Origin of the sequence: Paracoccus alkenifer (assembly GCF_900108405.1) — a bacterium.
Classification (GTDB): domain Bacteria; phylum Pseudomonadota; class Alphaproteobacteria; order Rhodobacterales; family Rhodobacteraceae; genus Paracoccus; species Paracoccus alkenifer.
On record NZ_FNXG01000002.1, the window covers coordinates 847404 to 871604 of the forward strand.

At 67.1% G+C, this 24201-nt stretch carries 24 protein-coding genes and 2 tRNA genes; 7 read left to right on the forward strand and 19 right to left on the reverse strand.

Annotation, left to right across the window (positions count from 1 at the left end; genetic code table 11):
* The first annotated feature begins 240 nt into the window (after positions 1–240).
* Positions 241–1149: a rolling circle replication-associated protein gene (locus BLW83_RS08240; protein WP_143042791.1), complete on the forward strand. Its 909-nt coding sequence runs from the start codon at positions 241–243 to the stop codon at positions 1147–1149.
* A gap of 895 nt (positions 1150–2044) precedes the next feature.
* On the opposite strand, the gene putA is transcribed toward BLW83_RS08240, so the two are convergent.
* Positions 2045–5449, reverse strand: coding sequence for a bifunctional proline dehydrogenase/L-glutamate gamma-semialdehyde dehydrogenase PutA (gene putA / locus BLW83_RS08245; RefSeq protein ID WP_090847394.1), 3405 nt, complete (start codon positions 5447–5449; stop codon positions 2045–2047).
* A gap of 111 nt (positions 5450–5560) precedes the next feature.
* Between putA and BLW83_RS08250 the strand changes: the two genes are divergently transcribed.
* A complete protein-coding gene (locus tag BLW83_RS08250) occupies positions 5561–6031 on the forward strand; it encodes an Lrp/AsnC family transcriptional regulator (protein WP_090847630.1) in 471 nt (156 codons plus the stop codon).
* A gap of 93 nt (positions 6032–6124) precedes the next feature.
* Here the strand turns inward: BLW83_RS08250 and BLW83_RS08255 are convergent.
* From BLW83_RS08255 to BLW83_RS08270, 4 genes are all read right to left on the reverse strand, one after another.
* Positions 6125–6199: transfer RNA gene (locus BLW83_RS08255), tRNA-Glu, on the reverse strand.
* A gap of 132 nt (positions 6200–6331) precedes the next feature.
* A complete protein-coding gene (gene recJ / locus BLW83_RS08260; RefSeq protein WP_090847396.1) occupies positions 6332–8092 on the reverse strand; it encodes a single-stranded-DNA-specific exonuclease RecJ in 1761 nt (586 codons plus the stop codon).
* 145 nt (positions 8093–8237) lie between these two features.
* On the reverse strand, positions 8238–9206 hold the full coding sequence (gene glpX, locus BLW83_RS08265) for a class II fructose-bisphosphatase (RefSeq protein WP_090847398.1): 969 nt from the start codon (positions 9204–9206) through the stop codon (positions 8238–8240).
* A 143-nt stretch (positions 9207–9349) separates the two neighbouring features.
* Positions 9350–9610 (reverse strand): BolA family protein, encoded by a 261-nt coding sequence (locus BLW83_RS08270; protein ID WP_090847400.1) that lies wholly within the window; start codon positions 9608–9610, stop codon positions 9350–9352.
* A 73-nt stretch (positions 9611–9683) separates the two neighbouring features.
* Here BLW83_RS08270 and BLW83_RS08275 point away from each other — a divergent pair, with 73 nt between their 5' ends.
* On the forward strand, positions 9684–10310 hold the full coding sequence (locus tag BLW83_RS08275; RefSeq protein WP_090847402.1) for a DnaJ domain-containing protein: 627 nt from the start codon (positions 9684–9686) through the stop codon (positions 10308–10310).
* 92 nt (positions 10311–10402) lie between these two features.
* Here the strand turns inward: BLW83_RS08275 and BLW83_RS08280 are convergent, their stop codons facing one another.
* Positions 10403–11350: a pirin family protein gene (locus BLW83_RS08280; RefSeq protein WP_090847404.1), complete on the reverse strand. Its 948-nt coding sequence runs from the start codon at positions 11348–11350 to the stop codon at positions 10403–10405.
* Between the two features lie 27 nt (positions 11351–11377).
* A complete protein-coding gene (locus tag BLW83_RS08285) occupies positions 11378–12043 on the reverse strand; it encodes a protein-L-isoaspartate(D-aspartate) O-methyltransferase (RefSeq protein WP_090847406.1) in 666 nt (221 codons plus the stop codon).
* Between the two features lie 196 nt (positions 12044–12239).
* Here BLW83_RS08285 and BLW83_RS08290 point away from each other — a divergent pair, with 196 nt between their 5' ends.
* On the forward strand, positions 12240–12482 hold the full coding sequence (locus BLW83_RS08290) for a BolA/IbaG family iron-sulfur metabolism protein (protein WP_090847408.1): 243 nt from the start codon (positions 12240–12242) through the stop codon (positions 12480–12482).
* A 30-nt stretch (positions 12483–12512) separates the two neighbouring features.
* Positions 12513–12875 (forward strand): Grx4 family monothiol glutaredoxin, encoded by a 363-nt coding sequence (gene grxD / locus BLW83_RS08295; protein ID WP_090847411.1) that lies wholly within the window; start codon positions 12513–12515, stop codon positions 12873–12875.
* 67 nt (positions 12876–12942) lie between these two features.
* On the opposite strand, the gene BLW83_RS08300 is transcribed toward grxD, so the two are convergent.
* From BLW83_RS08300 to BLW83_RS08315, 4 genes are all read right to left on the reverse strand, one after another.
* Complete coding sequence (locus tag BLW83_RS08300) at positions 12943–13677, reverse strand: phage holin family protein (protein WP_177172520.1); 735 nt, start codon at positions 13675–13677, stop codon at positions 12943–12945.
* 4 nt (positions 13678–13681) lie between these two features.
* Positions 13682–14113 (reverse strand): ElaB/YgaM/YqjD family protein, encoded by a 432-nt coding sequence (locus BLW83_RS08305; RefSeq protein WP_090847413.1) that lies wholly within the window; start codon positions 14111–14113, stop codon positions 13682–13684.
* 84 nt (positions 14114–14197) lie between these two features.
* Positions 14198–16708, reverse strand: a complete 2511-nt coding sequence (locus BLW83_RS08310) for a DUF3772 domain-containing protein (protein ID WP_090847415.1) — start codon at positions 16706–16708, stop codon at positions 14198–14200.
* A gap of 4 nt (positions 16709–16712) precedes the next feature.
* Positions 16713–17753 (reverse strand): cysteine synthase A, encoded by a 1041-nt coding sequence (locus BLW83_RS08315; protein ID WP_090847417.1) that lies wholly within the window; start codon positions 17751–17753, stop codon positions 16713–16715.
* A 361-nt stretch (positions 17754–18114) separates the two neighbouring features.
* Here BLW83_RS08315 and BLW83_RS08320 point away from each other — a divergent pair.
* Positions 18115–18204, forward strand: a tRNA-Ser gene (locus BLW83_RS08320).
* Here BLW83_RS08320 and BLW83_RS08325 read toward each other — a convergent pair.
* From BLW83_RS08325 to BLW83_RS15910, 4 genes are read right to left on the reverse strand one after another with little or no spacing between them, the layout of a single operon-like run.
* The gene (locus tag BLW83_RS08325; RefSeq protein WP_090847419.1) at positions 18166–19821 is read right to left on the reverse strand and encodes a recombinase family protein; all 1656 of its coding nucleotides are present in this window, start codon (positions 19819–19821) and stop codon (positions 18166–18168) included. The two genes, BLW83_RS08320 and BLW83_RS08325, sit on opposite strands and share 39 nt — an antisense overlap.
* Positions 19821–20204, reverse strand: a complete 384-nt coding sequence (locus BLW83_RS08330) for an HVO_A0114 family putative DNA-binding protein (RefSeq protein WP_090847421.1) — start codon at positions 20202–20204, stop codon at positions 19821–19823. The genes BLW83_RS08325 and BLW83_RS08330 overlap by 1 nt, the downstream gene beginning before the upstream one ends.
* Positions 20201–20554, reverse strand: coding sequence for a toxin-antitoxin system TumE family protein (locus tag BLW83_RS08335; RefSeq protein WP_090847423.1), 354 nt, complete (start codon positions 20552–20554; stop codon positions 20201–20203). Before BLW83_RS08335 ends, BLW83_RS08330 begins: the two co-directional genes overlap by 4 nt.
* Complete coding sequence (locus BLW83_RS15910; RefSeq protein WP_090847425.1) at positions 20551–20874, reverse strand: hypothetical protein; 324 nt, start codon at positions 20872–20874, stop codon at positions 20551–20553. Before BLW83_RS15910 ends, BLW83_RS08335 begins: the two co-directional genes overlap by 4 nt.
* A gap of 260 nt (positions 20875–21134) precedes the next feature.
* Here BLW83_RS15910 and BLW83_RS08345 point away from each other — a divergent pair, with 260 nt between their 5' ends.
* Positions 21135–21683: an AAA family ATPase gene (locus BLW83_RS08345; protein WP_218139098.1), complete on the forward strand. Its 549-nt coding sequence runs from the start codon at positions 21135–21137 to the stop codon at positions 21681–21683.
* Here the strand turns inward: BLW83_RS08345 and BLW83_RS08350 are convergent.
* The 4 genes from BLW83_RS08350 to BLW83_RS08365 form a co-directional block, all read right to left on the reverse strand.
* On the reverse strand, positions 21673–21900 hold the full coding sequence (locus tag BLW83_RS08350; RefSeq protein WP_090847430.1) for a DUF2274 domain-containing protein: 228 nt from the start codon (positions 21898–21900) through the stop codon (positions 21673–21675). The two genes, BLW83_RS08345 and BLW83_RS08350, sit on opposite strands and share 11 nt — an antisense overlap.
* A gap of 2 nt (positions 21901–21902) precedes the next feature.
* On the reverse strand, positions 21903–23030 hold the full coding sequence (locus tag BLW83_RS08355) for a TraB/TrbI/VirB10 family type IV secretion system protein (protein WP_090847432.1): 1128 nt from the start codon (positions 23028–23030) through the stop codon (positions 21903–21905).
* Positions 23027–24031, reverse strand: coding sequence for a P-type conjugative transfer protein TrbG (gene trbG, locus BLW83_RS08360; protein ID WP_090847434.1), 1005 nt, complete (start codon positions 24029–24031; stop codon positions 23027–23029). Before trbG ends, BLW83_RS08355 begins: the two co-directional genes overlap by 4 nt.
* Positions 24028–24201, reverse strand: a 174-nt coding sequence (locus tag BLW83_RS08365; RefSeq protein WP_245728717.1) for a VirB8/TrbF family protein, incomplete at its 5' end; no start/stop codon positions are given. The genes trbG and BLW83_RS08365, both read right to left, overlap by 4 nt.

A 24201-nucleotide genomic window follows, 5' to 3' on the forward strand; every position in this document is an offset into this window, starting at 1 on the left:
TCACAACGAAAAATTGCATGCGCGCGCACCCTGCTTGATGGGTATAACCTTTTAGTGACACAGCCGACAAAGGGACCGAAAATGTGCATCAATCCCAGCCATATCTGGGTGCTACGCGGGCCGAAACACGAAAAACTCCCCGTCCCCTGCAAGCAATGCTGGCGCTGTCGAAAAAACCGGGTCAACGATTACGTTGCCCGCGCAATGGCGGAGGCCGCTCATTCGCAAAGGGTCTGCACCGTGACCCTCACCTATGCGCCTAGGGACGATCTGGCGGATAAAATCCTCCATTCCAAACATTTCCAGCTTTTCATGAAGCTGCTTCGTCGTGCTGGTCACAAAGTCAGGTATTTCGTCGTGGGCGAGTATGGCGACCTGAAAGGGCGCGCCCATTTCCACGCCATTCTATTCTTTCAACGTCTTCTCCCTCGGGTCGATCAGTATCCCCTCTATGATCGCGGCATCAGCCCCCGATACAAAGACGATTACCCGGCGGGGAAATCACAAGACGATGCCCCCTTCTGCGACGAAATACCTCAAATGCGAATGACCCACATTCGCGAATGGCCGCACGGCCATATCAAAGTGGATTGGCGCGCGGATGAGCGCGCAATCCGCTACATCTGCAAATACCTGCTCAAGGGGACCAAGGAATACTGGTTTTCCCTCTCTAAGAAACCCGCCCTCGGCCATGAATGGTTTCAGGAAAAAGCCAAGCTGGCCCGCGATCTCGCGGTGCTACCCAGCGGCTTTGAGTATTTGCCCCCCGGCGGTGATCCGACCAAACCCTATCTCATGACGGGCGCCACCCGCCGGGACTATCTCAATGCGATCACCCAAGACCCCGCCGATATGGCGTCGGCGTCTGAATGGGTGCAAAAGACCTTCGAAAAGCACCACCGCCAGCGTCTGCTTGATGAATGGGTGTCACTTTCCAGCGAGGAAATGGCGGAAATCATTGCGCATCATATGCAATCCCATTTCGAGCATCTTGAACAGGTCCAGCGAGAAAAGCGCCAGTTGGCTGTTGACAACCTGCTGGATCAGCTTCGACAATCTCCCCACGGGTGGTTGCGTCGGGAAAAAGGGCGCTATGTGCCCGGTTATCCGTTCTCTGTCTGGCCAAGGAAAAAACAACATGGCTCGTAAATCGTCACGGCGGCGCGAAACTGCGACGCCAGCCATCGCCACCCCCGAGCCGCGCCCTGTCGCGGCTCCCCCTGCCCAGCGATCCACGTTCAGGGTCGCGCAGGCTCAACGGGCACTGGCCGAGGCTTTGCCCTCGGTCGTGCCTAACTCTACCCGTGACCGGGCCACCCGCCCGGCGCGGCGATCTGTCACACAAGCGCCCCTCTCCGCCGCTGGTTCGCGGAAACCTCCCGCGCGCACCCCTCCCCGTGCACCAGAAAAGGCGGTCTCTCGGGCGCAACCCACTCTGGATCAGCCGCGCCTCTGTAAATCCCGGCCTGAAAGGAATAAGCCTCGGTCGTCCGGGTCTGGTCCGTCGAAGTCCTTTGTTCCGTGGTGTAAATGATGCTCGATCTTGTCCTTACAACGTGGGCCGTAGGCGCTGCCGGGCTTCCGGTTGTCGCCGTCTATGCATGGGTCGTTCGCGACATTTGGCGCGCGCAACCAGGGCGCGATTAGTGGCATAATTAGCACATATGTGAAAACGTGAGCAATGTTACAAAGACGGGGGCCAGATAGGCCCCCGTTCTGCGTTCTGCCCCCTACCACATGGGCCTGTGTGGATATGTGGTGCTGTCAAGCCCCAAATTACACTTTACGGATTATTGCTGATTCAGCATTCTGGAAAAGCATCGGGCGGATTCCTGCGGCCAGCGCCGTGTTGCTGACATCGGCGCTGCACGGCGCTGCTTACGGTAGATGCACCAAAAGCATCGGCGCAGTGCTGCCGATCCGGAAAAATCCCCGGCCGGTCGAGAGCATCCGCGTCGCCGCATGACGACATGCGGCCTGCGGCGGTTCAACCCCCTGCCCGCGCGCGGTTTTTCGGAAACCGGCGCGCGGGGGCTGCGGCGTTTCAGCCTGCCAGCAGCGCGGCGTTGCCGCCGGCGGCGGTGGTATCGACGCACAGGTGGCGTTCATGCGCGACATGGGCCAGATCGGGCATGCCGGTGATCAGCTGCACGACTTCACCCTCGCGTTCGGCCAGCGCCTGCGCATAGGCGCGGCCCTGCGCCTCGTCGCCCCACCACAGCACGGCGGATAGCTGCGGCATCCGGGTCAGCGCCTCGGGCGGCAGGCTGCCGTCGGCGGCGACGGCGTGGCCGCCAAGCGCCTGCACCGCTGCGACCTGCGCCGCTGCGGCCTCGGCTCCGGGGCCGAGGCAGAGCAGCGGCGAGCGGCTATGGGCGGTCAGGCGGTTCATCTCGCCCGTCGGGCCGGGCATCAGGCGTTCGTCGAGCTTTTGCGACCCCGGCGCGGCCAGCGCGCTGTGCAGCCGGGTCTCGTCGGCCTGCCCCTGCCAGGCGCCGACCGACGCCGAGGCCGTGGCAGGTGCGAAAAACCGCGGCACATAGCGCGGCCCGCCGGCCTTGGGTCCGGTGCCCGAAAGCCCTTCGCCGCCAAAGGGTTGCGACCCCACCACCGCACCGATCTGGTTCCGGTTCACATAGATATTGCCGGCATGGATCGCGTCCGAGACCTCTTGCACGCGCGAGTCGATGCGGGTGTGCAGCCCAAAGGTCAGGCCGAAGCCGCGGGCGTTGATGTCGGCGATCACCTGGTCCAGCTGCTCGCCCCGAAAGGTCGCGACATGCAGCACCGGGCCAAAAACCTCACGTTCCAGATCGTTGATCCCCGAGACCTGCAACATCGTGGGCGGGATAAAGCAACCCGGCGACGGCACCGCCAGCCGGTGCAGGATGCGGCCCGCATTCGCGGCGATATAGTCGGCGATCTCGCCCTGCGCGGCGGGGTCGATCACCGGGCCGACATCGGTGGCCAGATCCCACGGATCGCCCAACCGCAGCTCGTCCATCGCACCCTTGATCATCGTGATCAGATGCGGCGCGATGTCTTCCTGCACATAAAGGCAGCGCAGCGCCGAACACCGCTGCCCGGCCGAGCGAAAGGCCGAGTTCACGATGTCGCGCACCGCCTGTTCCGGCAGCGCGGTGGAATCGACGATCATCGCATTCAGCCCGCCGGTTTCGGCGATCAGCGGCGTGCCGGGTGCAAGGTTTGCGGCCATCGTCCGGGCGATGGTCTGCGCGGTCGCGGTCGAGCCGGTAAACACCAGCCCCGCGACCCGCGGGTCCGAGGTCAGCGCGGTGCCGACCACGCTGCCCCGGCCCGGCAGCAGTTGCAGCGCCGCTTTCGGCACGCCCGCCTGATGCAGCAGGGCGACGGCCCGGGCGGCGATCACCGGCGTATGCTCTGCCGGCTTGGCGATGACGGCATTGCCCGCCATCAGCGCCGCCGCGATCTGGCCGGTAAAGATCGCCAGCGGAAAGTTCCACGGGCTGATCGCGCCCCAGATGCCGCGCGGGGCGTCCGTGCAGGTTTCGCCCTCGGTCGCGTAATAGCGCAGGAAATCAACCGCCTCGCGCAATTCTGCCACCGCGTCGGGCAGCGCCTTGCCGCCTTCGCGCGCGAGGATGGCAAAGATCGCGCCGTAATGCTGTTCGTAAAGATCGGCGGCGCGGCGCAGCACCTCGGCCCGTTCCGCCGCGGGCGCGTCCCAGATACGGGCGTCGTCGATGGCGCGGGTGGCGGTCGCGGCATCGACCATCAGCACCTTTGCGATGTTTTCGCCCGTCGCCGGGTTCAGCACATCCTGCATCCTGCCGGTGGGTTCCGACACCGTCAGCGGCATCGCATCGGGGATCGCCAGTTCGCGGGCGGCGTAGATGCGGGACAGCGTTTCCTCGTCGGTCAGGTCGAAGCCGGCAGAGTTCGGACGCGAGGCCCCGAACAGCGCCGACGGCGCGACCAGCCCGAGCGGCGGCCTTGCGCCCTCAATCGCGTCGAAAGGGTCGCGGGCGATCTCTTGGGGGGTGATCGCCTCGTCCACGATCTGGTTCACGAAACTGCTGTTCGCGCCGTTTTCCAGCAGCCGCCGCACCAGATAGGCCAGCAGGTCGCGATGCGCGCCGACCGGCGCATAGATGCGGCAACGGCTGCGGTGGTCGCGCAGCACGATGTCGTGCAGCCGTTCGCCCATGCCGTGCAGGCGCTGGAACTCGAACCGGGTTTCAGAGCCGGCCATTTCAAGGATCGCGGCGACGGTCTGGGCATTATGGGTGGCGAATTGCGGATAGATGCGGTCGGCATAGCCGATCAGCTTGCGGGCATTGGCGATATAGCTGACGTCGGTCGCCACCTTGCTGGTGAACAGGGCGAACCCCGGCAGCCCCTCGACTTGGGCGTGCTTGATCTCGGTGTCCCAATAGGCGCCCTTGACCAGCCGCACCATGATACGGCGGTCCAGACGCTGCGCCAGCGCGTGCAGCCAGTCGATGGTCTGGCCCGCGCGTTTGCCGTAAGCCTGCACCACCACCCCGAACCCGTCCCAGCCGGCCAGCGAGGGGTCCGCCAGCACCGCCTCGATCACCCGCAGCGAGATCACCAGCCGGTCCTGTTCTTCGGCGTCGATGTTCATGCCCATGCCGGCGGCCTTGGCCTGGCGCGCGAGCTTCAGCACCACCGGCACCAGCTCGGCCATGACGCGGGCTTCCTGCGCCACCTCATAGCGGGGATGCAGCGCCGACAGCTTGATCGAGATGCCGGGATTTTCCTCGACCGAGCCCTTGGTGCAGGCTTTCGCGATCGCCGCGATGGCGTCGGAATAGGCGCGGTCGTAGCGGGCGGCGTCGGCCCCGGTCATCGCCGCCTCGCCCAGCATGTCGTAGCTGTAGGTATAGCCCTGCGCCTCGTGTTTGCTGGCGCGTTCCAGCGCGGCCTCGATGGTCTGGCCCAGCACGAACTGGCGCCCCATCTCTTTCATGGCGCGGCCGACGGCGGTGCGGATCACCGGCTCGCCCAGCCGGCGCACGGCGCGGCGCAGCGTGCCCGCGATGCCGGCCTGATCGTCGTCCAGCACCTTGCCGGTCAGCATCAAGGCCCAGGTCGAGGCGTTGACGAGGCTGGACGACGCCTCGCCCAGATGCCGGCCCCAGTCCGAGGGCGCGATCTTGTCCTCGATCAGCGCGTCGATGGTCAGCTTGTCGGGGACGCGCAGCATCGCCTCGGCCAGGCACATCAGCGCCACCCCCTCGCGCGTGGACAGCCCGTATTCGGCCAGGAAATGTTCCATCATCGTGGGCTTGGCCTCGGCGCGGATGCGGCGCACCAGATCGGCGGCGCGGGCGGTGATCGCGGCGCGATCGGCCGGCGACAGCGCCGCCTGCGCGACCAGCCCCCGCAGCAACCCTGCCTCATCGGCGAATTTCGCGTCGGTGCCGAACTGGCTGATGCTGGACATGGCGTTTTCCCTTGCTGCGATGTGCAAGGTATAACAGAAACCGGCTAGCCGATGCGCCCAAAGCTGTTTAACCTGATAGCCGAACGGAACATTTTTAAGGGGATTTTCAGGATGGAGGCAAAACTGGACAGCGTGGACCGCAAGATCCTGTCAGAGCTGACCCACAACGCCCGAATCCCCGTGGCAGAGCTGGCGCGCAAGGTCGGGCTGTCGAAAACCCCGGTGGCGCTGCGGATCAGGCATCTGGAAGACATCGGCCTGATCACCGGCTATCGCGCCATACTGTCGCCGCTGAAGCTGGGCCTGACCCATGTCACCTATGTCGAGGTCAACATGACCGACACCCGCGAAAACGCCCTGCAACAGTTCAACACCGCCGTCCGCGCCATCCCCGAGATCGAAGAGTGCTACATGATCGCCGGCGGCTGCGACTATCTGCTCAAGGTCCGCTCGCGCGACATGGGTGATTTCCGGCGCATCCTGGCCGAAAAGATCTCGGTCCTGCCCCATATCAGCAACACCTCAAGCCGGGTGTCGATGGAGGCGGTGGTCGAACAGAACTTCAGCCTCGGCCAGGGGTGATGCCCTGCCGGCGTCAGCGGCCAGCGCCCTTGATGACAGCCCCACGCGACCGTGGCGACGGTCCGGATCACGGCGAGATCAGCGATGGAAAAATGGCAGCCCGTAGGGGAGTCGAACCCCTCTTTCCAGGTTGAAAACCTGGCGTCCTAACCGATAGACGAACGGGCCACCTTTTGCGCTTGCAGCCTTGCTGCGTTGCGTGGAGCGGTATCTAGGCAATGCGCGCGAGGACCGCAAGCAGAAAGTTTTCGCCCCGGCGATTTATTCAATCGGCCCGATGCGTTTCATGTGCGGGGCGTTTCATGTGCCGGACGGCCCGCCGCCATGTGCCTCGGCGGCGTCGTCCAGCCGCAGCCGGACCCGCTGGCGCCCGCCCCACAGCGACAGCTCCAGCCGGCCGGCCAGATGGAACCGCCGCCCCCGTGCGCCAAGCAGCGCCGGGCCAAGCGCGCCCTGCATCGCACCCCAGGCGACCCCGTCCAGCGCCCCTGCCCCGCTGCGGGCACGCAGGCGCAGGTGGCCCTCGCCCATGGTATCCACCTGCTCAAGGATCAGGTCGCTCAGCGCAAAACGCGGCGCGGGCGCGGCGGCGCCAAAGGGGCCGGCGCGCTCCAGCGCCTCGATCATTTCCGGGGTGGCGGCGCGCGCGTCCAGCAGCCCGGAAATCCACAGCGCCCCGGCCGCCCGACCCGCCAGCGCGGCCAGGGCCAGCTCGGACAGCCGCGCCATGGCGGGGGCGATCTGCGCCGGATCGACCGTCAGCCCCGCGGCCATGGCGTGACCGCCGCCGCGGGCGATCAGCCCCTCGGCCTCCAGCCGCTGCACGGCGCGGCCGATGTCGAAGCCGGGGACCGAGCGGGCCGAGCCCTTGCCCACCCCCCCCGCGACGCCGATCACCACCGAAGGGCGGCCGGTCGCCTCTTTCAGCCGTGCGGCGACGATGCCGACAACGCCGGGGTGCCAGCCCTCGCCTGCGGCCCAGGACAGCGCCGGGTCGGCGTGCGATTCGGCCTGGGCAAAGGCGGCGTCGCGGACCAGCGCCTCGATCTCGCGGCGCTCGCGGTTCAGCGCGTCCAGCTGCGCGGCCAGCGATTCGGCCTCGGCGCGGTCGGTAGCCGACAGGCAGCGCGCGCCCAGATCGGCGCGGCCGACGCGACCGCCGGCGTTGATCCGCGGTCCCAGAAGGAACCCCAGATGAAAGGCCGAAGGCGCCGAATCGAGCCGCGCCACATCCGACAAAGCCGCCAGCCCCGGCCGCGCGCGGCGCGCCATCACCGCCAGCCCCTGCCGGACAAAAGCGCGGTTGACGCCCAGCAGGGGGGCCACATCGGCCACCGTCGCCAGCGCCACCAGATCGAGCATCCCGATCAGGTCCGGTTCGGCCAGACCGCGGGCGCGCAGGCCGCGGTTCGCCTGCACCAGCGTCAGGAACACCACCCCCGCGGCGCAAAGATGCCCCAAAGCCCCGTCCTCGTCGGCGCGGTTGGGGTTCACGACGGCCAGGACCGGCGGCAGGGTCTCGCCGCCCTGATGGTGGTCCAGCACGATGACATCGGCACGGCCCTTGGCCACCGCCAGCGCCTCATGGCTCAGCGTGCCGCAGTCGACGCAGACGATCAGCGCATGGTCGCGGGCAAGCGCCTCGATCGCGGCGGGGTTGGGGCCGTAGCCCTCGTCGATGCGGTCGGGGACATACAGCGTGGCCTCGCGCCCCTGCGCACGCAGCCAGCCCAGCAGCAGCGCGGCCGAGGCGCCCCCGTCCACGTCGTAATCGGCAAACACCGCAATCCGTTCACCCGTCACGGCAGCGGCAACCAGCCGCTCGGCCGCCAACTGCATGTCGCGCAGGCGCAGCGGGTCGGGCAGCAGGTCGCGCAGCTTCGGTTCAAGATGGGCGGCGGCCTCGTCTGCCGCGATGCCCCGCGCGGCAAGGATGCGCGCCACCGGCAGCGGCAACCGGGCGGCCTGCGCCAGCCCCTCGGCCAGCCGCTCTTGCGCAGGATCGGGACCGGCCCAGCGGCGACCGGTCAGCGAGGATTCGACATTCAGGAAAGCAGTCATGGCCCGCCTTGTCGCCACAGGCCGCGCCAAGGGCAAGATGCCAAAAGGCCACCCGCACGGCGGACGGCCCGTCTTTGGTGGAAAAATATCCCGGGGGAGTCCCGAAGGGACGGGGGCAGCGCCCCCTGCCCTTACCCCCCTGCCCTTACGCGCGAACCGGGTTGCGATAGATCATCCGCCGGACCGAGCCGGTCTTGGACCGCATCAGGATGGTTTCGGTTTCGACGAAATGCGGCTCGCGGCGCAGGCCCCGCACGATCGAGCCGTTGGTGACCCCGGTTGCCGAAAAGATCACATCGGCGGTGACCATCTCGTCGCGGGTATAGATGCGGTTCAGGTCGGTAATCCCGGCCTTGGCGGCGCGGCCGCGTTCGTCATCGTTGCGAAACAGCAGCCGGCCCCACATCTGCCCGCCCATGCATTTCAGCGCCGATGCCGCCAGCACACCCTCGGGGGCGCCGCCGGAGCCCATATACATGTCGATCCCGGTCTTGTCCGATTCGGCGACATGGATCACACCGGCCACGTCGCCGTCGGTGATCAGCCGGATCGCGGCGCCGGTGGAACGCACCTCGGCGATCATCTCCTCATGCCGGGGGCGCTCAAGAATGCAGACGGTGATGTCATAGGGCTTGACCCCGCCTGCGGCGGCCAGCGCCAGAACCCGCTCACGCGGCGACATCTCAAGGCTGACCACGTCCACGGGATAGCCCGGCCCCACGGCCAGCTTGTCCATATAGACGTCGGGCGCGTGCAGCAGCGTGCCGCGGGGCGCCATGGCGATCACGGTCAGCGCGTTCGGCATGTCCTTGGCGGTCAGGGTGGTGCCCTCAAGCGGGTCCAGCGCGATGTCCACCTCGGGGCCGTTGCCGGTGCCGACCTCTTCGCCGATGAACAGCATCGGCGCCTCGTCGCGCTCGCCCTCGCCGATGACGACCGTGCCCTTGATGTCCAGCATGTTCAGCTGGTCGCGCATCGCGTTCACGGCGGCCTGGTCGGCGGCCTTTTCATCGCCCCGCCCGACCAACCGGGCCGAGGCATGGGCCGCGGCCTCGCTGACCCGGGCAAGCCCGAGCGAGAGCATACGGTCGTTGAAATCCCTGGTGTCGGTCATCGGTCGATCCCTTGCTTGCAGCAGCCGTTTGATCGGCTCTTAGGCCCGGCCCCCGGTGCCGTCCAGACTGTGCGCGCTAACGGCGCGGGCAAAGGGCCGGGCGGAAAGGCGCCCGGCTTGAACCCGGCCCTTGCGGTTCCCAGTTATGGTTCCGACAACTCCAGCGCCAGCGCGTGGATGCGCGGCACGATGTCGCCCAGCGTGCGGTTGACCAGCCGGTGACGCTCGATCCGGCTCAGCCCGGCAAACACCGGGGCGGTCATGCGGATGCGGAAATGCGTCTGCCCGCCCTCGCGCCAGCCGGCATGACCCCGGTGAAGCTCGCTTTCATCAAGCACCTCCAGCGCGGTCGGCGCCAGTTCGGCCAGTCTTTTGTTCATTTCGTCGGCGATAGATCGCTGCATTGCACCCCTCCCCCCTTTCCATGCGGTGCAAAACCCCTACACTCTCGGTCCCGAGTCGAAAAGAAGGCCTTGAATGACTACCAGCGACCCGTTCGATTTCGATATCTCCGCCGCTTCGGACAAGAAACGGCGCTCAAGGGGGCGTCGCGGCATGTCCGGGGCCTTTGAAACCTCGACGCGCCGGTGCGACAAGTCGGGCTGCTCGCAGCCGGGCCAGTATCGCGCGCCCAAATCGCCCAAGCAGCTCGAGGATTATTACTGGTTCTGCAAAGAGCATGTGCGCGAATACAACACCAACTGGAATTATTTCCAGGGCCAGTCCGAGGCCGAATTTCAGGAATTTCTGGACAACGCCACGGTGTGGGAACGCCCCACCCGACCGTTCGGCCGGGCGACCCAGGAACAGGCATGGGCGCGCCACGGGGTCAGCGATCCACTGGAAATCCTTGGCGCCAACGGCACCAACCCGGAAATGCGACTGCGCTCGACCCGCAAGCTTCCGCCGACCGAACGCCGCGCGCTGGAAATCCTCGACGCGAAAGACAGCTGGACCAAGGCTGAAATACGCAAGCAATACAAGTCTCTGGTCAAGGATCTTCATCCCGACATGAACGGCGGCGACCGCTCGGACGAGGACCGCCTGCAAGAGGTGGTCTGGGCGTGGGACCAGATCAAGGACAGCCGCAGCTTCAAGGACTGACCCCCGGGGGCGCCCCCCGCTCTTTCATCTTGCCGCAAATATCCTGGGGGAGGCCCGTCACGGGCCGGGGGCAAAGCCCCCAGCCGCCGCGATCACCGACCCGGACCGCCGGGATAGGGCACGAATTCCGCGTCGTCCCCCGGCGGCAGGCGAAAACGGCCATGTTCGAAATCGCCGGCCTTCCACGCCTCGCGCGCGGCCTCCAGCCTTTCGCGGGACGAGGCGACAAAGTTCCACATGATATAGCGCGGCCCGTTCAGCGTCTCGCCGCCCAGTGCGACAAAACGCGCGCCCTGCTCGCCAGCGGTCACGGTGATCTCGTCACCGGGGCGGAACACCATCATCCGGCCAGCGGGAAACTCGTCGCCTGCGATCAGCACCGAGCCCTCGGTGACGTAAAGCCCCCGGTCCTCGTGGTCGCGCGGCAACGGCAGGCGGGCGCCGGGGGCAAGCACCGCATCGGCATAGAACAGGTCGCTGTGGACGGTCACCGGGGCCCGTGCGCCCCAGCCGCGCCCGGCGATCAGCCGCAGCTGCTTGCCCTCGGCCTCAAGCACCGGCAGCGCATCCGCACCGTGATGCTCGAAACTGCCGGGCGCGTCCTCTTGCGCCTCGGGCAGCGCCACCCAGGTCTGGATGCCGAACAGCGTATGCGGCGCGGCGCGGGTGGCGGCGTCGGTGCGTTCCGAATGGGTGACGCCGTTGCCCGCCACCATCCAGTTGACCGCGCCGGGATGGATCATCTGGTCCGAGCCCAGGCTGTCTCGGTGCTGAAAGGCACCGCGGAACAGATAGGTCAGCGTCGCCAGCCCGATATGGGGGTGCGGGCGCACGTCGATGCCGCCGCCGTGGATGAATTCGGCCGGGCCCATCTGGTCGAAAAAGATGAACGGGCCGACCATCTGCCGCTTGGGCGCGGGCAGCGCCCGGCGCACCTCAAAGCCGCCGATGTCGCGGGCGCGCGGCACGATCAGCAGCTCGATGTCGTCCAGCGCCCCGGCATCCGGGCAGGCGGGTTCCAGATCGGGCATCCAGCTCATGGCAAGGCTCCTGTGCAACACATGGGGTCAGCGGGGCGGAGCGTCGTCATCCGCATAGCCGGCGGCGCCAATCAGGGGGACAAAGACCACCGCGCCCATGTCCTCGCGCTGATCCCCCTGCGCTGTGCGGCGGATGCGGACCAGCCGTTGCGGCGCCCCGATCGGTCCCACCGGCATCACCAGCCGCCCGCCGGGGGCCAGCTGCGCCAGCAGCGGCGCAGGGATGTCCGGGCCGGCGGCCGCCACAAGGATCGCGTCGAAACTGCCGCCGTCCGGCCAGCCTCGGGTGCCGTCGTCGTGGCGGATCTCGACATTGTCGTAACCCAGCCGCGTCAAAACCCCTGTCGCGGCGCGGGCAAGCTCGCCGATACGTTCCACCGCGCAGACGCTGGCGGCGATGCGACTGGCGACCGCCGCCGCATAGCCCGACCCCGCCCCGATTTCCAGAACCCGGTCCGAGGGCGCGATTTCCGCCGCCTGCAACATCATCGCCACGATATAGGGCTGCGAGATGGTCTGCCCCGCGCCGATGGGCAGCGGGTGGTCGGCATAGGCATCCTCGCGCTGGCCGGGGGCGACGAATTCCTCGCGCGGGACCGACTCCATGGCGCGCAGCACGTGGGTGTCGGTGATGCCGCGCGGGGCAAGCTGGTCGGCCACCATCCGGCGGGCCTTGACGTTGCGATCCGGCATGACGGCCTCCTTGTGCCCTTATCGGCGTCCCATTATCGGCGTCCCGCCGTCCTGCCCGGCACGGGGAACCGCGCGCGGCCCCGCACGGGGCCAGCATACCACGAACCCCCCTGCCCGGCCAATGTTCCGCCCCCGGGCTTGCACCCCCACCCCCCGCGTCCTAAGTCAGGCGTTGGCAAGCTACGGAGGATGCGTCATGGCGATTGAGGCCTTTGAGATCGAGGCGTTGATCCGCGAGGCTTTTCCCGAAGCCCGCATCACCATCACCGATCTGGCGGGCGACGGAAATCACTATGCCGCCGAGGTCGTGGACGAAAGTTTCCGCGGCAAGAACCGGGTCCAGCAGCAGCGCATGGTCTATGCGGCGCTGAAAGGCCGGATGGACGGCCCGAACGGGGAACTGCACGCGCTGGCGCTGACCACTCGCGTTCCCGACTGAATGCAACCAAACCTTGGGGATACACCCGAAATGACCGACACCCGCACCGAGATCCAGGAACTCGTCGACGGCAATGACGTCGTGCTGTTCATGAAGGGGACGCGCGATGTCCCGCAATGCGGATTTTCCAGCCGCGTGGCGGGGGTTCTGAACTACATGGGCGTGGCGTTTCGCGACGTGAACGTGCTGTCCAGCGACGAGATGCGGCAGGGCATCAAGGATTTCTCGGACTGGCCGACCGTGCCCCAGCTTTACGTCAAGGGCGAATTCGTTGGCGGCTGCGACATCGTCACCGAGATGACCCTGTCGGGCGAGCTGGACCAGCTGTTCGACCGCACCGGCGTCACCTATGACAAGGACGCCGCCAACAAGATCCGCGAAGCCAACGCCTGAGCATTGCTGCCGCACGGAAAAAAGGGCCGCGGTTTCGCGGCCCTTTTTCGTTGTAGCTGCGGGCGGATCAGGCGTAACGGTCATCGTCCGGGTCGTAAGGATCGCCCCATTCGTCGGACCAGTCCTCTTGCCAGTCGTCGTCCCATTCCGCCGTCCCGGCCGCATCATCGTCGCCATGGCGCCATGATTGCAGCCGGCTGGCCAGCGCGATGCCCACCGCAAAAGCCCCGACCAGCGGCGGAATGGTGGCCGCGTTCGACTGGCGAAAGCGTTCGGCCGCGGCCTCGACCTGCGCCACGCGCTGCGGCGTCAGCCCGACCTTTTGCGCCGCCTGCCCCACCATGTTGTCCGCGACATTGCGGGTAAAGCCCTGCACCCTCGCCTCGGCGGTGTCGGCGAAGCGGCTGGCCTTGTGGACCACCTCGTCCACCACCGAGTGCACGCGGTTTTCCACCGTGTCCACGACCTCGGTCGCCTTGAGCCGGGCCTTTTCCAGCGCCGCGTCGGTAGCCAGCGCCAGCCGCGTCTCGACCTCGGCCCTGAGGTCGTCGGCGGTGGGCGCCTGGTGCCTGACCGTGCCCGAGGCAGCCAGCAGCGCCGCCCCGATCCCCACGAACACCAGCCCGATCACCAGCGATGCGACCAGCGGTCCCCAGCCCAGCGTGCGTGCAAGAAACGTCCACAACGCGGCCAGCAGGAACCCCGCGCCCAATGTGACGGCGGTGCCGGCGGCGGCCTTGAAGGCCACCCTCCGGCCCGCGTCCTGCGCGGCGAGCTTGAGGTTGCGCGCATAGTCGAACATGCGATCAGCGCCGCGCGAGGATCAGGCCGACCAGAAACCCGACCCCGGCCGCGATTCCCAGCGCCTGCGTGGGGTTGCGGCGGACCATGCCGGACAGCTCGTCGTAATATTCCTCGGCTTGGTCGGCGACCTCGTGGACGCGGCGGTCGGCGGCGCGATACAGGCGGCCGGCCTCGTCTTTGGCGCGCTCGGCGTATTCCGCGCCCATTTCACGGGCGGTGTCCATCGCCTCGGCGCCCTTGTCGCGCACGGTCTGCGCCAGTTCGGCCGCATCCTGCTTGACCCGCTCGGCGGCCGAGCCCTCGGTGGCCTCGTTCCACGCCTCTTTTGCGCCGCTGGCCAGCTTCGAGGCGCCCTGCCTGACATCCTCGGCGGCGTCGCGCGCGCTGTCCTTGATGGTCTTGCCGGCGTTCGAGGCGTTGTCGTGATTGGCCATTTCGTCTTCCTTTCCACGAAGGGAGTTGCTTATGGCATCCGAACCCGGTCGTGGCCGAATTCGTTCCATCGCGTCTGCAAAACCTCAGCGCTGATCCGCACCGCCGCTGTCGGCATCGCTGTCCCCGCCGGCGCTGGTGGTGTCCGCGGCCCCCGTTCCGGCCGCAACCGTCCCCGCGGGCGCCGTCCCGGCCCCCTGGGTCGCCCCTGCGCCGGCAAGGGCGCCAAAAACCGCGCCTTCGCCGCTGACGATGCGCACCTGCCGGTTGGTAAAGGGAATCTCGAACCCTTCGCGGGTAAAGCGCTCGATGATCTGGTGGCGGATTTCGGACGCCACGCCCACGCCCTGGTTGATGTCCGACAGCACCGCCCGCAGCTCGAAATCAAGGCTGTCGGTGCCGAAACCCGACAGCAGCACCACCGGCGCGGGGTTGATCAGCACGGTCGGCTGGTCCTCGGCGATCTCGGTCAGGATCTGCGACACGCGCCGGGTGTCGCAGCCATAGGCCACCCGCACCGGGATGATGATGCGGCCCTGCAAGTTGCCGCGGGTCCAGTTCACCACCTCTTTCGAGATCAGGTCCGAGTTGGGCACGATCACGTCGGTGCGGTCAAAGGTCTGGATGCGGGTGGAACGCACCGAGATGCTGCGCACGATCCCCATGGCGTCGCCGACCTGGATCCAGTCGCCCACCGCCACCGGCCGCTCGACCAGCAGGATAATGCCGCTGACAAAGTTCGACACGATGTTTTGCAGCCCGAAGCCGATCCCGACCGACAGCGCCCCGGCGACGATCGCTAGGCTGGACATGTCGATCCCGGCCGAGGTGATCGCAAACAGCCCCGCCAGCACGATGCCGACATAGCCCAGCCCCGAGATGGCGGCGTTCTTTGCCCCCTCGTCCAGCCGGGTGCGGGGCAGGATGGTGTTGCGCACCGTGCCTTGCAGCAGCCGCGTCGCCATGTAACCCAGCGCGAACACGACGACAAAGGTCAGGATGGCGCCCGGCGACAGCCTGATCCCGCCCATCGAGACCCCCTGCCGGATCCGGGTCCACAGCTCGGTCAGGTCGGTAACGCTGGCGCCCCAGATCATCGCGAACAGCGGCAGCGACAGCAGCAGCACGGCAAAGCCGATCAGCACCGGCGCCAGCTCGTTGCGCGAGCCGTCGCGGTTGCGCGTCACCAGCACCCACAGGTCGGTGACGAATTCCTGCAACACCAGCAGCAGCATCGCCAGCCCCAGCGTCAGCGCCACCGGCCACAGCACCGCATTGGCCATGGTGACAAAGCCGACCAGCAGCAGCGCCGGCGCCGCCAGTGCTGCGAAACGCGCCGCGTGCCCCAGCAGCGCCAGCGCCGCGTCGCTGTAATCGGGGGTGTTGGTGTTGGTGTATTCACGCGCGCGGCGCAGGATACGCCCCAGCCGGAACAGCATCACCGCGCCCAGAATCAGGATCGGCAGATGCCAGACCGCGGCGGCGCCCGGTTCGATCTCCAGCGGGATGCGGCTGTGCTGCGGCCCGTCCCCGCGCAACCCCGACAGCGGCAGCAGCGCCTGCGCGGCGACGTGGTGCAGCGCCAGCGCCACCGCCAGCCCGGTGCCGTAAAGCCGCCCTTGCAGGCGCATCGGTTCGGGAAAACACACCGGCGGATCCCCTGTCGCCGGAAAGAACCGCTGCGCCAGCCAGCGGCCGCCGAACAGGATCAGCGCCGCCACCGGCAGCGCCATCAGGATCGGCCGCGCCCATGGCCCGGCCAGATCCGTGGCATCCAGCGCCAGCACCAGCAGATGGGCGCCGGCGGTGGGGATGGCGATCTGGCCCAGCGAGGCGACGAACCCCACCGCCTCGCGCGCGTAATCGCTGGCACGCTCGGACAGCCGCCGGGGCAGCGCATCGACCCAGCCGCGGGCGAACACCAGCAGCCCCAGCGCCAGCGCCAGATACAGCGCCACCACCGGCAGGCGGCTCGGCAGGGTTTCGCCGGACGGCCCCGCCCAGCGTTCGCGCAGGTCGCCGCCCATCCCGCGCACGACCTGCACCCCCGCGCCCACCGCCTGCGCCCAGCTGCCCGGCAGCAGCGGCGAGGCGCTGTGGCGCAGCAGCGCGTTGGTCTGGCGGGTGCGCATCTCGTCGTCGATCCGGCGCACCAGACTGTCGGCGCGGCTGTAGGCCTCGATCGCGCGCAGCCCGGGGGCCTGCAATTCGGACAGCTGCTCGGTCAGGGTGCGGCGGCGGGCGGCGATGTCCTCGGCCTCGGATTCGCCCTCGGCCGGTGCGGGGCCGAGCGCGCCGATCTGCTCGCGCAGCGTGGCGATACGCGAGCCGTTCAGCGACTGCGCCTGCTGGAACTGGTCGCGCCAGCCCACGATGTCCGCCCGCAGCGTCCCCATCACATCCGGAGGCGTGTCGCTGGCCTCGACCAGCTCTTCGGCGCGGCTGGCCGATTGTTCCCAGTCGCCGTAATCAGGCTCGACCGAGGCTGATTGCGCCAGACCCGCCACGGCCAGCGCCAGCCACAGCACCAGGGCCGCAAACATGGCCCGCAGTGCGGCGGCGGCGGGGTCGCCGGTCGGCTTGCGGACGGGGACCATCGCCTCAGCCCTCGGTCACGTCCGGCAGCGCGCTTGCCGCATCGGGGGCGCGGTCCAGCCAATGCGGCACCGGCAGGCCCTTGCTGCGCAGGAAGCCGGGGTTCCACAGCTTGGTTTGATAGCGCGTGCCGTAATCGGCCAGCACGGTGACGATGGTCTTGCCCGGCCCCATCTCGCGCGCCATGCGGATCGCGCCGGCCACGTTGATGCCCGACGAGCCGCCCAGGCACAGCCCCTCGAACTCCAGCAGGTCAAAGATCAGCGGCAGCGCCTCGGCGTCGGGGATGCGCCAGCTGAAATCGGGGGTGAAGCCTTCGAGGTTGGCGGTGATGCGGCCCTGACCGATGCCCTCGGTGATCGAGTTGCCGGGGCTGTCGAACTGGCCGGTGGTGTAATAGGCGTGCAGCGCCGCGCCCTCGGGGTCGGCCAGCCCGATCTTGACGCCGCGGGGCTGCAACGCCGCCGCGACCCCGGCCAGCGTGCCCCCGGAGCCCACCGCGCAGACAAAGCCGTCCACGCCGCCCTGGGTCTGCTCCCAGATCTCGGGGCCGGTGGTTTCCTCGTGCGCGCGCCGGTTGGCGGTGTTGTCGAACTGGTTGGCCCAGATCGCGCCGCCCGGCAGATCGCGGGCCAGCGCCTCGGCCAGCCGCCCGGAATAGCGCACGTAGTTGTTGGGGTTCCTGTAGGGGGCGGCAGGCACCTCGACCAATTCGGCGCCGGCCAGCCGCAGCATGTCCTTTTTTTCCTGGCTCTGGGTTTCCGGGATCACGATGACCGAGCGGAACCCCATCGAGGCCCCGACCAGCGCCAGCCCGATCCCGGTATTACCGGCCGTGCCCTCGACGATGGTGCCGCCGGGGCGCAATTCGCCCCGCGCCACCGCGTCGCGGATGATGTAAAGCGCGGCGCGGTCCTTGACCGACTGGCCGGGGTTCATGAACTCGGCCTTGCCCCAGATTTCGCAGCCCGTCGCGTCCGAGGCGCGGTTGAGCCGGATCAGCGGGGTGTGGCCGATCGCGGCGGCCAGGTCGGGGCAGTTGCGCATGGATGGGGCCTTTCCTCTTGGCGACCGTTAAACCAGCGGCGCATGGATCAGGCAACCCTGAGAGCGGGGCGCCGGCGGCAGGGTCGGACCGGGGCCCTGCCCCGGACCCCGGGATATTTGCGGCAAGATGAAGATCGCGGCGGCAAGCGAGCGGTGGCTTGCGGCGGAGCCCCCGGGGGCTGCGCCGAGGCGTGCCCGGGTCGCGCGCGATATCAGCAATCACCCCGGCGGCGATCTGGTGCAGGGCCTCGCCGCCCCGCCCTGTCTGCAAACTGGCTTGCCGCCCGCCAAGAATTTTCCGCAGCTCCCCTTGCGCTTCCCCCATCACCCCGGTAAACGCCGCCCTCACCACCCCAAGCGCGGAGAGGTGCCGGAGTGGTCGAACGGGGCGGTCTCGAAAACCGTTGAGCCTTCACGGGTTCCGTGGGTTCGAATCCCACCCTCTCCGCCACCTTGGTATAAAACCGGGAACGCCGATTCCCGCCGATTTCCCTCCCTTTGCGGCGATCAGCGCCTTCAACAGCGTGTTTTTGCTGCCATTGATGTAGATCGCATCGTCCGCGACCTCGACATGCTGGGCGAAAGCCCGGACGTGATCCCGCCGATAGCCGCCCTTTTCGAGCCGAAGCCCGGTGCGTGCCTCGCTCGCCAGTTCCCGCACGGCCGCCCCTGTGAGGCCCTTATGGGCCGAGCTTTTCAGCATGGCTTCGGTCCTTGCGGCGTCGGCCCGTGCCTGATCCCGTATCGCCGTAAGACCGGCGATGCGTTCGCCGAGGGCGGATTCGGCGGGGTCGAGCGAACCCGCCTCGATAGCCTCGTAGAGCCGCTTTAGCCGCATGTCGGCCTCGGCCGCGCGCTGGTTCAATTCGGCGATGTGCTGGCCGCGCCGCTCGACGCTCTCCTGCCGGCGATCCAGCAGCGAGGCGAGCACGTCTTCGATCCGCTCGGGGTCCAGCAGCCTTTCCTCGATGTGGCTGACCACCATGCGGTCCAGCTTGTCCATCGGGATCGCGCGGCCCTTGCAGCCGGTTTCGCCCTGCCGTGCCCGAATCGAGCAGGCATAATAGCGGTAGCGGCCGTTCTTGCCGGTGCGCAGCGTCATGGCTCCACCGCAATTGCCGCAATAGCAAATGCCGGTCAGCAGGTTCGGGCCGCTGACCACGCGCGGCGGCGTCACCTTCGGATTATTGACCTGCAATCGCTTCTGCACCGCCTCGAATATCTCAAGGTCGATCAGCGGCGGCACCGCGACGGTGACGACTTCTTCCTCGGGCTTCACCTCGCCTTTCTTGGAACGGCGATTGAACCGATGTTCGCCGATATAGGTGCGGCGGGTCAGGACGCGGTGAAGCTGGCCGATGCCCCAACGCCCGCCGCTGCGGGTGAACATGCGGTTCCTGTTGAGGTAGCTGACGATGTTCTTGACGCCCATGGGACCGGACGTGCCGTCGCCTTCCGATGCAAGGCGGAAGATGAGCCGCACGGTGTCAGCGTGCAGCGGGTCGATTTCCAGCTTCTTCTTCATCTTCGTGCCGCGCTGCTCGGCATCGACGACGCGGTAGCCGATGGGTGGCAGCGAGCCGTTCCAGAAGCCTTGCCGGGCGTTCTCCTTCAAGGCGCGCAGGACGTGCTTGGCGTTCTCCTTCGACTGGTATTCGTCGAACAGTGACATGATCCGCCGCATCATCTGATGGATCGGATCGTCACCAAGTTCCTGCGTCATGGATACGAGCTTGACGCCGTTCTTCGCCAGCTTCCGGTAGTAGTATTCCATTTCAAATTCGTCGCGGAAGAACCGCGAGAAGCTATGCACCACCACCACGTCGAACGCTGGCGGCTTCGACGTGCCGGCTTCGATCATGCGCTGAAACTCGGGGCGACGGTCGTTGGTTGCCGATGCGCCCGGCTCGACGAAAGTTTCCACAAGCTGATAGCCGCGAGACTCGCAATAGGCTTCGCCCTGCCGCTTCTGGTCGGGGATCGACACGTCATGCTCGGCCTGCCGCGCCGTCGAGACGCGCAGATAAAGCGCGGCGCGCAGGGCGACGTGCGGGGAATGAATTTTCATCACCGGCCTCCTTGCGCCATGCGGCGGTCGAGCAAGGGCAACGCCAGTTCAACACGGTCATGGACAACCTTGGGCGCGACCTTGCGGCCTTCCTTCTCCAAGCGGACAAGGCCGTAGCTCTCCATCGTCTTCATGGTGCGTGACAGGTTGGATATGGCCCGGCCGGTGATCTCCGAAAGTTCCTCCAGCGAGGCCGGGGATTTCTCGGCAATGACGCGCAGCAGCTCGCGGTTTCCGGCCGACAGCACCTTGGCAAAGGATTCGGTCGAGGTGAACCACACCTTCGGATCGTCCGCCGCCGGCTTTTCCTCGCCCTTGGCGATCCGCATGGTGCGGGCCTTCATCTCGTCGTAGCCGGCAATCCCGACTTTCAATGTGGTCATGTTACGCCTCGCTCCTTCAACACCGCGTCCACCGCCTGCCAGAAGTCGGCCAGCAACGTGGCCGCGTCCTCGTAGGCGTAGGGCTTCACGGTCTGGAGGCGGTGCCGATGGTCCATCGGCTCGCCGCGCCTGCCCCGGCCGACCGGATGGGCATTATCGAAGCCGACCAGCCGTTCGCCCGAAGGCCCGTGAAGCGTGAGCGAATAATCGAGGCCGTGCGGCTTCTCCGGGGATGCCGGAACGCGGGCGACGATGAACTTCACCCAATGGCCGCCCTCGGGATCGACAACAAGCACCTGACCGTCGAGGTCGAGAAGCGTGTCGAGGCTCTGGTCACGATCCTCGCTCATGGCTTATCTTTATCATTTTGTGATAAGAATGGCAAGGATTCATTCTCGGCTTCAAGGTCGATGGGACCAAACAGCCGGTCAAGCACATGGCCGAAATACCGCTCGAAGATTTGCAGTTCTTCCTCGGTGATCGGCACCTTCTCGGGCCAGTCGTCAAAGACCGGCAGCGTCTCAACATCGACGATGCGAAGCGGCGAGCTGCGGCGTTCCCGGCCGTCTGGCGTGGGTTCGTCGGCGTAGTCGAAAAGATCGTCGGGAAGTGCTTCGGGGACCGGGTGTCGCGGTCGCCCTTTGCGGGCGCGGCGGCGCTCTGCGCACATGGAATCCTCCTTGGTTCTGGTGGATTCCGGGGCGCTATAGGCCCCGGAATTAGGCGAACCATGGAGGGCAGTCGGCGGCCTGTAGCGTGCCGCATTTGCGCCTATGCGCTGGCGGCACCCCTTGATGTCGGTGACGTGAAGATCGCATTGCGATCAATCGCAGCAGGTTATACTGATTGAGTTGCGTGAAGGATTGGCTCGTATGATTGCGGGCAACTGCCCGCGCACTCCCCCTTTTTACTACAGTTTGAGGATAGCGCATGTGCGAACATATGTTCGTCGTGACCGGCGGCCCCGGTTCCGGCAAAAGTAGTCTGATCGACGCTATGACCCGGCGCGGCTTCCGCGCGATGCCCGAGGCCGGCCGGGCGATCATACAAGATCAGGTCAGGATTGGCGGACCAGCCTTGCCGTGGGCGGATCGAGCTATGTTCGCTGAACTCATGTTGAGTTGGGAGCTGCGTTCCTACCACGAGGCTCTTGCAAGTGATGCGCCTGTCCTGATGGATCGCGGGATACCTGATGTAGTCGGCTATCTCACGCTCTGCGGCCTGTCTGTTCCGTCTCACGTCGAGGCGGCAACGAAAATTCATCCCTACAACAAGCGGGTTTTCCTCGCCCCGTATTGGGATGCCATTTTCACGCAGGACGCCGAGCGCAAACAGGACCGGCAAGAGGCCGAGGCAACCGGCAGGGTCATGGCTGAAACTTATTCCCGGCTCGGCTATCAGATTGTTGAGCTTCCATTCGTGGAGATCGAAGCACGCGCCGATTTTGTTACGGATCAACTAGGTGTTGCTAACCGCTAGGTGCGGTTCGCCGTGCCTTGGCGAACCCGCGATCCGTGGCGATGAACCGCTCCAGCATGGGCACGATGAGCTTGACGGGATCGGCGACGGGCTGGCCGGTTTCACGGGCCAGCACCTCGGCATAGGCGGCCAGATCGCGGTGAAGCGGCGCGGGCAGCTCCACGGTGATCTTCACGGGCTTGTCGTCGGGCAGCGGGCCGAGTTTCAGCTTTGTCATGGTCAACCTCCTGCCGGCTCGAATACAAGGTCGCGGCTCACGATGATCCTGACCGGGAAGCCGGGGCGGACCGTTAGCGTCGGCGCGATCTGCAACTGGCGCTGGACGATCTGCTGACCCGCCTGGTTGATGGTATCCTGCGCCCCGTCGCGGATGGCGCGGATTAGCCGGTCCTCGTCGCTGCTGGCCAATTCCGCGCCGACCGCAAGCAGGGTCGAGAGGCCAGCAGCCCGCATCAGATCCCACCAGTGGTAATCCACGCCATCCTCAAGGCCGGCATAGCCGCTGGCGTCTGCGCCCGGCAGGCGCTCCAGAACGATGGAACGGCCCCCCGGCAGGATCAGGCGGTTCCACACCAAGAGCACCCTGCGCTGGCCGAAGGTCACGCCGTCATCGTATTGGCCGATGATGCGGGTGCCCTGCGGGATCAACAACAGCGAGCCGGTTGGGCTGTCATAGACGTTCTCCGTCACCTGCGCGGTGATCTGGCCGGGCAGATCGGAACGGATGCCGGTGATGAGCGCGGCCGGGATCACGGCCCCGGCCTGAAGGATGTGGGGCGATGCCGGCGGCGCGACGCGATCCGGCGCGACGGTCTGCCGGTCCACGGGTCCATTGAGGAAAGCGGTATGGCGGTTCTGCCCGTCTGGCTGCCCGCCGAGGCCAAGACCGGCAAGGCCGGGCATGGCCGTCCCTGCCGGCGTTGCCGTACGCGGACCGGACTGGAAGAACACGCCGCTCAACCGTGCGGCTTCTTCCTCGGCGCGGCGGCGTTCTTCCTCTGGATCGACGGCGGGCGTCGCCATAACGGGCGGCACGACTGGTTGTCCCCGGTTCTGCGCATCGAGGATCGGGCGGCCGAGGTCGCCGGGTAGCGCGGGGCCGAGTACCGGCCCGCTATAGTCGCTCGGCAGGCCGGCAAGCCCATCTGCTGTGAGGCGGTTCTCGGTCGAATAGAGTTCGCCGCCGTCCGGCCCGGCATCGCGGGTCTGGAGGGCGTAGATCAGTGCCCCGCCGATGCCGAGAAGGGCGACGGCTCCGGCCCCTGCCAGCACCTTGCGGGACAGACGGGTGACGCGGGGCGGCTCGGCGCGCAACCGCATGGGAGCCGTGGTGTCGCTGCCGCTCATGAGGGCGATCCTCCCGTGGTCGCACCGGCTGGCTGCGCGTCGGCGGCCTGGGTCTGCTCGACGCGGACGATCCTGACGACCTGCTGGCGGTCGCCAGAGCCAAGGCGCAGCTCTGCCGCGCTGAACAGCCTGTCCACGATCAGGACGTTCTGGTGGATGCGGGAATTGACGATTTGCGGCTCGCCGTTCGCGCCAAGCACGAAGATGGGCGGCATTTCGCCCTGCACGATCCCGGCCGGGAAGACGACATAGACGCGGCGGCCATCGTCGAAGACGGAAATCGGCCGCCATGGCGGGCTGTCGCCCTGCACCTGCAAGCCATAGCGATAATTCCGCGCCGCCTCGGCCGGGATAACGGGGGCTGAGGGCGTGGTGGCGCGACTTCCCGGCGGCGGTGCCGGATACGCCCATGCCACGGCAGGCATATAGAGCGCTTCGCGGGCGCGGAGTTCGATCATGTAGATGCGCCGGTCGGTTGTGATGACGAGGTTGGTCGAGATGTCCGGCCGGGTCGGCTTCACCAGCACATGCACCCGGCGGGTCGGGCCGCTGCCGCTCTCGGTGTCGCCGATGATCCAGCGGGCAGTATCACCGGCGGCAATCGGTCCCGCGCCGGTCAGGCTCTCGCCCGGCTCCAGCGCGATGGTGGTGATCTGCCCGACGGCGGCATAGACCTGATAGAGCGCGCCTTCCGACCACGGATATATCTGGATGGCGTTGTAGTAACCTTCGCGGCGCGGCTCGACGCGAGCGGCTGCATTGGCGTTCTCGACGCGGCCGGTCGGCGTGCCGGCAGCCGTGCCGCCGCGTGCGACGGTCCATGCCGGGGGCACATGCAACGGCCGGGGCGTATTGTCGGTTGCCGCCGCCTGCACGGTCGGCAGCGGCGGCACGCTGGCGTCGTAGCTGAATTGCGGCGTCCGGTTGGTGGCGCAGCCTGCCAGCATAGTGGCCGAAAGCAGCACGGCCGCGATTGTCGGGGTGCGGGTGATCGTCCTCATTGGCTCATCTCCCGCGACCACGAAATTGCATTGACGTAGATTCCCAACGGGTTGGCGCGCAGGCGCTCGGCGTCGCGCGGCGGCTGGATGACGATGGTGAGGATGGCCGTCCATCGTTCCGTGCTGGAAAGCTGGCCGTTCTCGAAATGGCGTTCGGTCCACGCGACGCG

Excerpts from the sequence above, each read along its gene's own strand:
- putA (WP_090847394.1), bottom strand. The coding sequence starts at position 5,449 with ATGTCCAGCATCAGCCAGTTCGGCACCGACGCGAAATTCGCCGATGAG.
- BLW83_RS08250 (WP_090847630.1), top strand. The coding sequence starts at position 5,561 with ATGGAGGCAAAACTGGACAGCGTGGACCGCAAGATCCTGTCAGAGCTG.
- recJ (WP_090847396.1), bottom strand. The coding sequence starts at position 8,092 with ATGACTGCTTTCCTGAATGTCGAATCCTCGCTGACCGGTCGCCGCTGG.
- glpX (WP_090847398.1), bottom strand. The coding sequence starts at position 9,206 with ATGACCGACACCAGGGATTTCAACGACCGTATGCTCTCGCTCGGGCTT.
- BLW83_RS08270 (WP_090847400.1), bottom strand. The coding sequence starts at position 9,610 with ATGCAGCGATCTATCGCCGACGAAATGAACAAAAGACTGGCCGAACTG.
- BLW83_RS08275 (WP_090847402.1), top strand. The coding sequence starts at position 9,684 with ATGACTACCAGCGACCCGTTCGATTTCGATATCTCCGCCGCTTCGGAC.
- BLW83_RS08280 (WP_090847404.1), bottom strand. The coding sequence starts at position 11,350 with ATGAGCTGGATGCCCGATCTGGAACCCGCCTGCCCGGATGCCGGGGCG.
- BLW83_RS08285 (WP_090847406.1), bottom strand. The coding sequence starts at position 12,043 with ATGCCGGATCGCAACGTCAAGGCCCGCCGGATGGTGGCCGACCAGCTT.
- BLW83_RS08290 (WP_090847408.1), top strand. The coding sequence starts at position 12,240 with ATGGCGATTGAGGCCTTTGAGATCGAGGCGTTGATCCGCGAGGCTTTT.
- grxD (WP_090847411.1), top strand. The coding sequence starts at position 12,513 with ATGACCGACACCCGCACCGAGATCCAGGAACTCGTCGACGGCAATGAC.
- BLW83_RS08300 (WP_177172520.1), bottom strand. The coding sequence starts at position 13,677 with ATGTTCGACTATGCGCGCAACCTCAAGCTCGCCGCGCAGGACGCGGGC.
- BLW83_RS08305 (WP_090847413.1), bottom strand. The coding sequence starts at position 14,113 with ATGGCCAATCACGACAACGCCTCGAACGCCGGCAAGACCATCAAGGAC.
- BLW83_RS08310 (WP_090847415.1), bottom strand. The coding sequence starts at position 16,708 with ATGGTCCCCGTCCGCAAGCCGACCGGCGACCCCGCCGCCGCCGCACTG.
- BLW83_RS08315 (WP_090847417.1), bottom strand. The coding sequence starts at position 17,753 with ATGCGCAACTGCCCCGACCTGGCCGCCGCGATCGGCCACACCCCGCTG.
- BLW83_RS08325 (WP_090847419.1), bottom strand. The coding sequence starts at position 19,821 with ATGAAAATTCATTCCCCGCACGTCGCCCTGCGCGCCGCGCTTTATCTG.
- BLW83_RS08330 (WP_090847421.1), bottom strand. The coding sequence starts at position 20,204 with ATGACCACATTGAAAGTCGGGATTGCCGGCTACGACGAGATGAAGGCC.
- BLW83_RS08335 (WP_090847423.1), bottom strand. The coding sequence starts at position 20,554 with ATGAGCGAGGATCGTGACCAGAGCCTCGACACGCTTCTCGACCTCGAC.
- BLW83_RS15910 (WP_090847425.1), bottom strand. The coding sequence starts at position 20,874 with ATGTGCGCAGAGCGCCGCCGCGCCCGCAAAGGGCGACCGCGACACCCG.
- BLW83_RS08345 (WP_218139098.1), top strand. The coding sequence starts at position 21,135 with ATGTGCGAACATATGTTCGTCGTGACCGGCGGCCCCGGTTCCGGCAAA.
- BLW83_RS08350 (WP_090847430.1), bottom strand. The coding sequence starts at position 21,900 with ATGACAAAGCTGAAACTCGGCCCGCTGCCCGACGACAAGCCCGTGAAG.
- BLW83_RS08355 (WP_090847432.1), bottom strand. The coding sequence starts at position 23,030 with ATGAGCGGCAGCGACACCACGGCTCCCATGCGGTTGCGCGCCGAGCCG.
- trbG (WP_090847434.1), bottom strand. The coding sequence starts at position 24,031 with ATGAGGACGATCACCCGCACCCCGACAATCGCGGCCGTGCTGCTTTCG.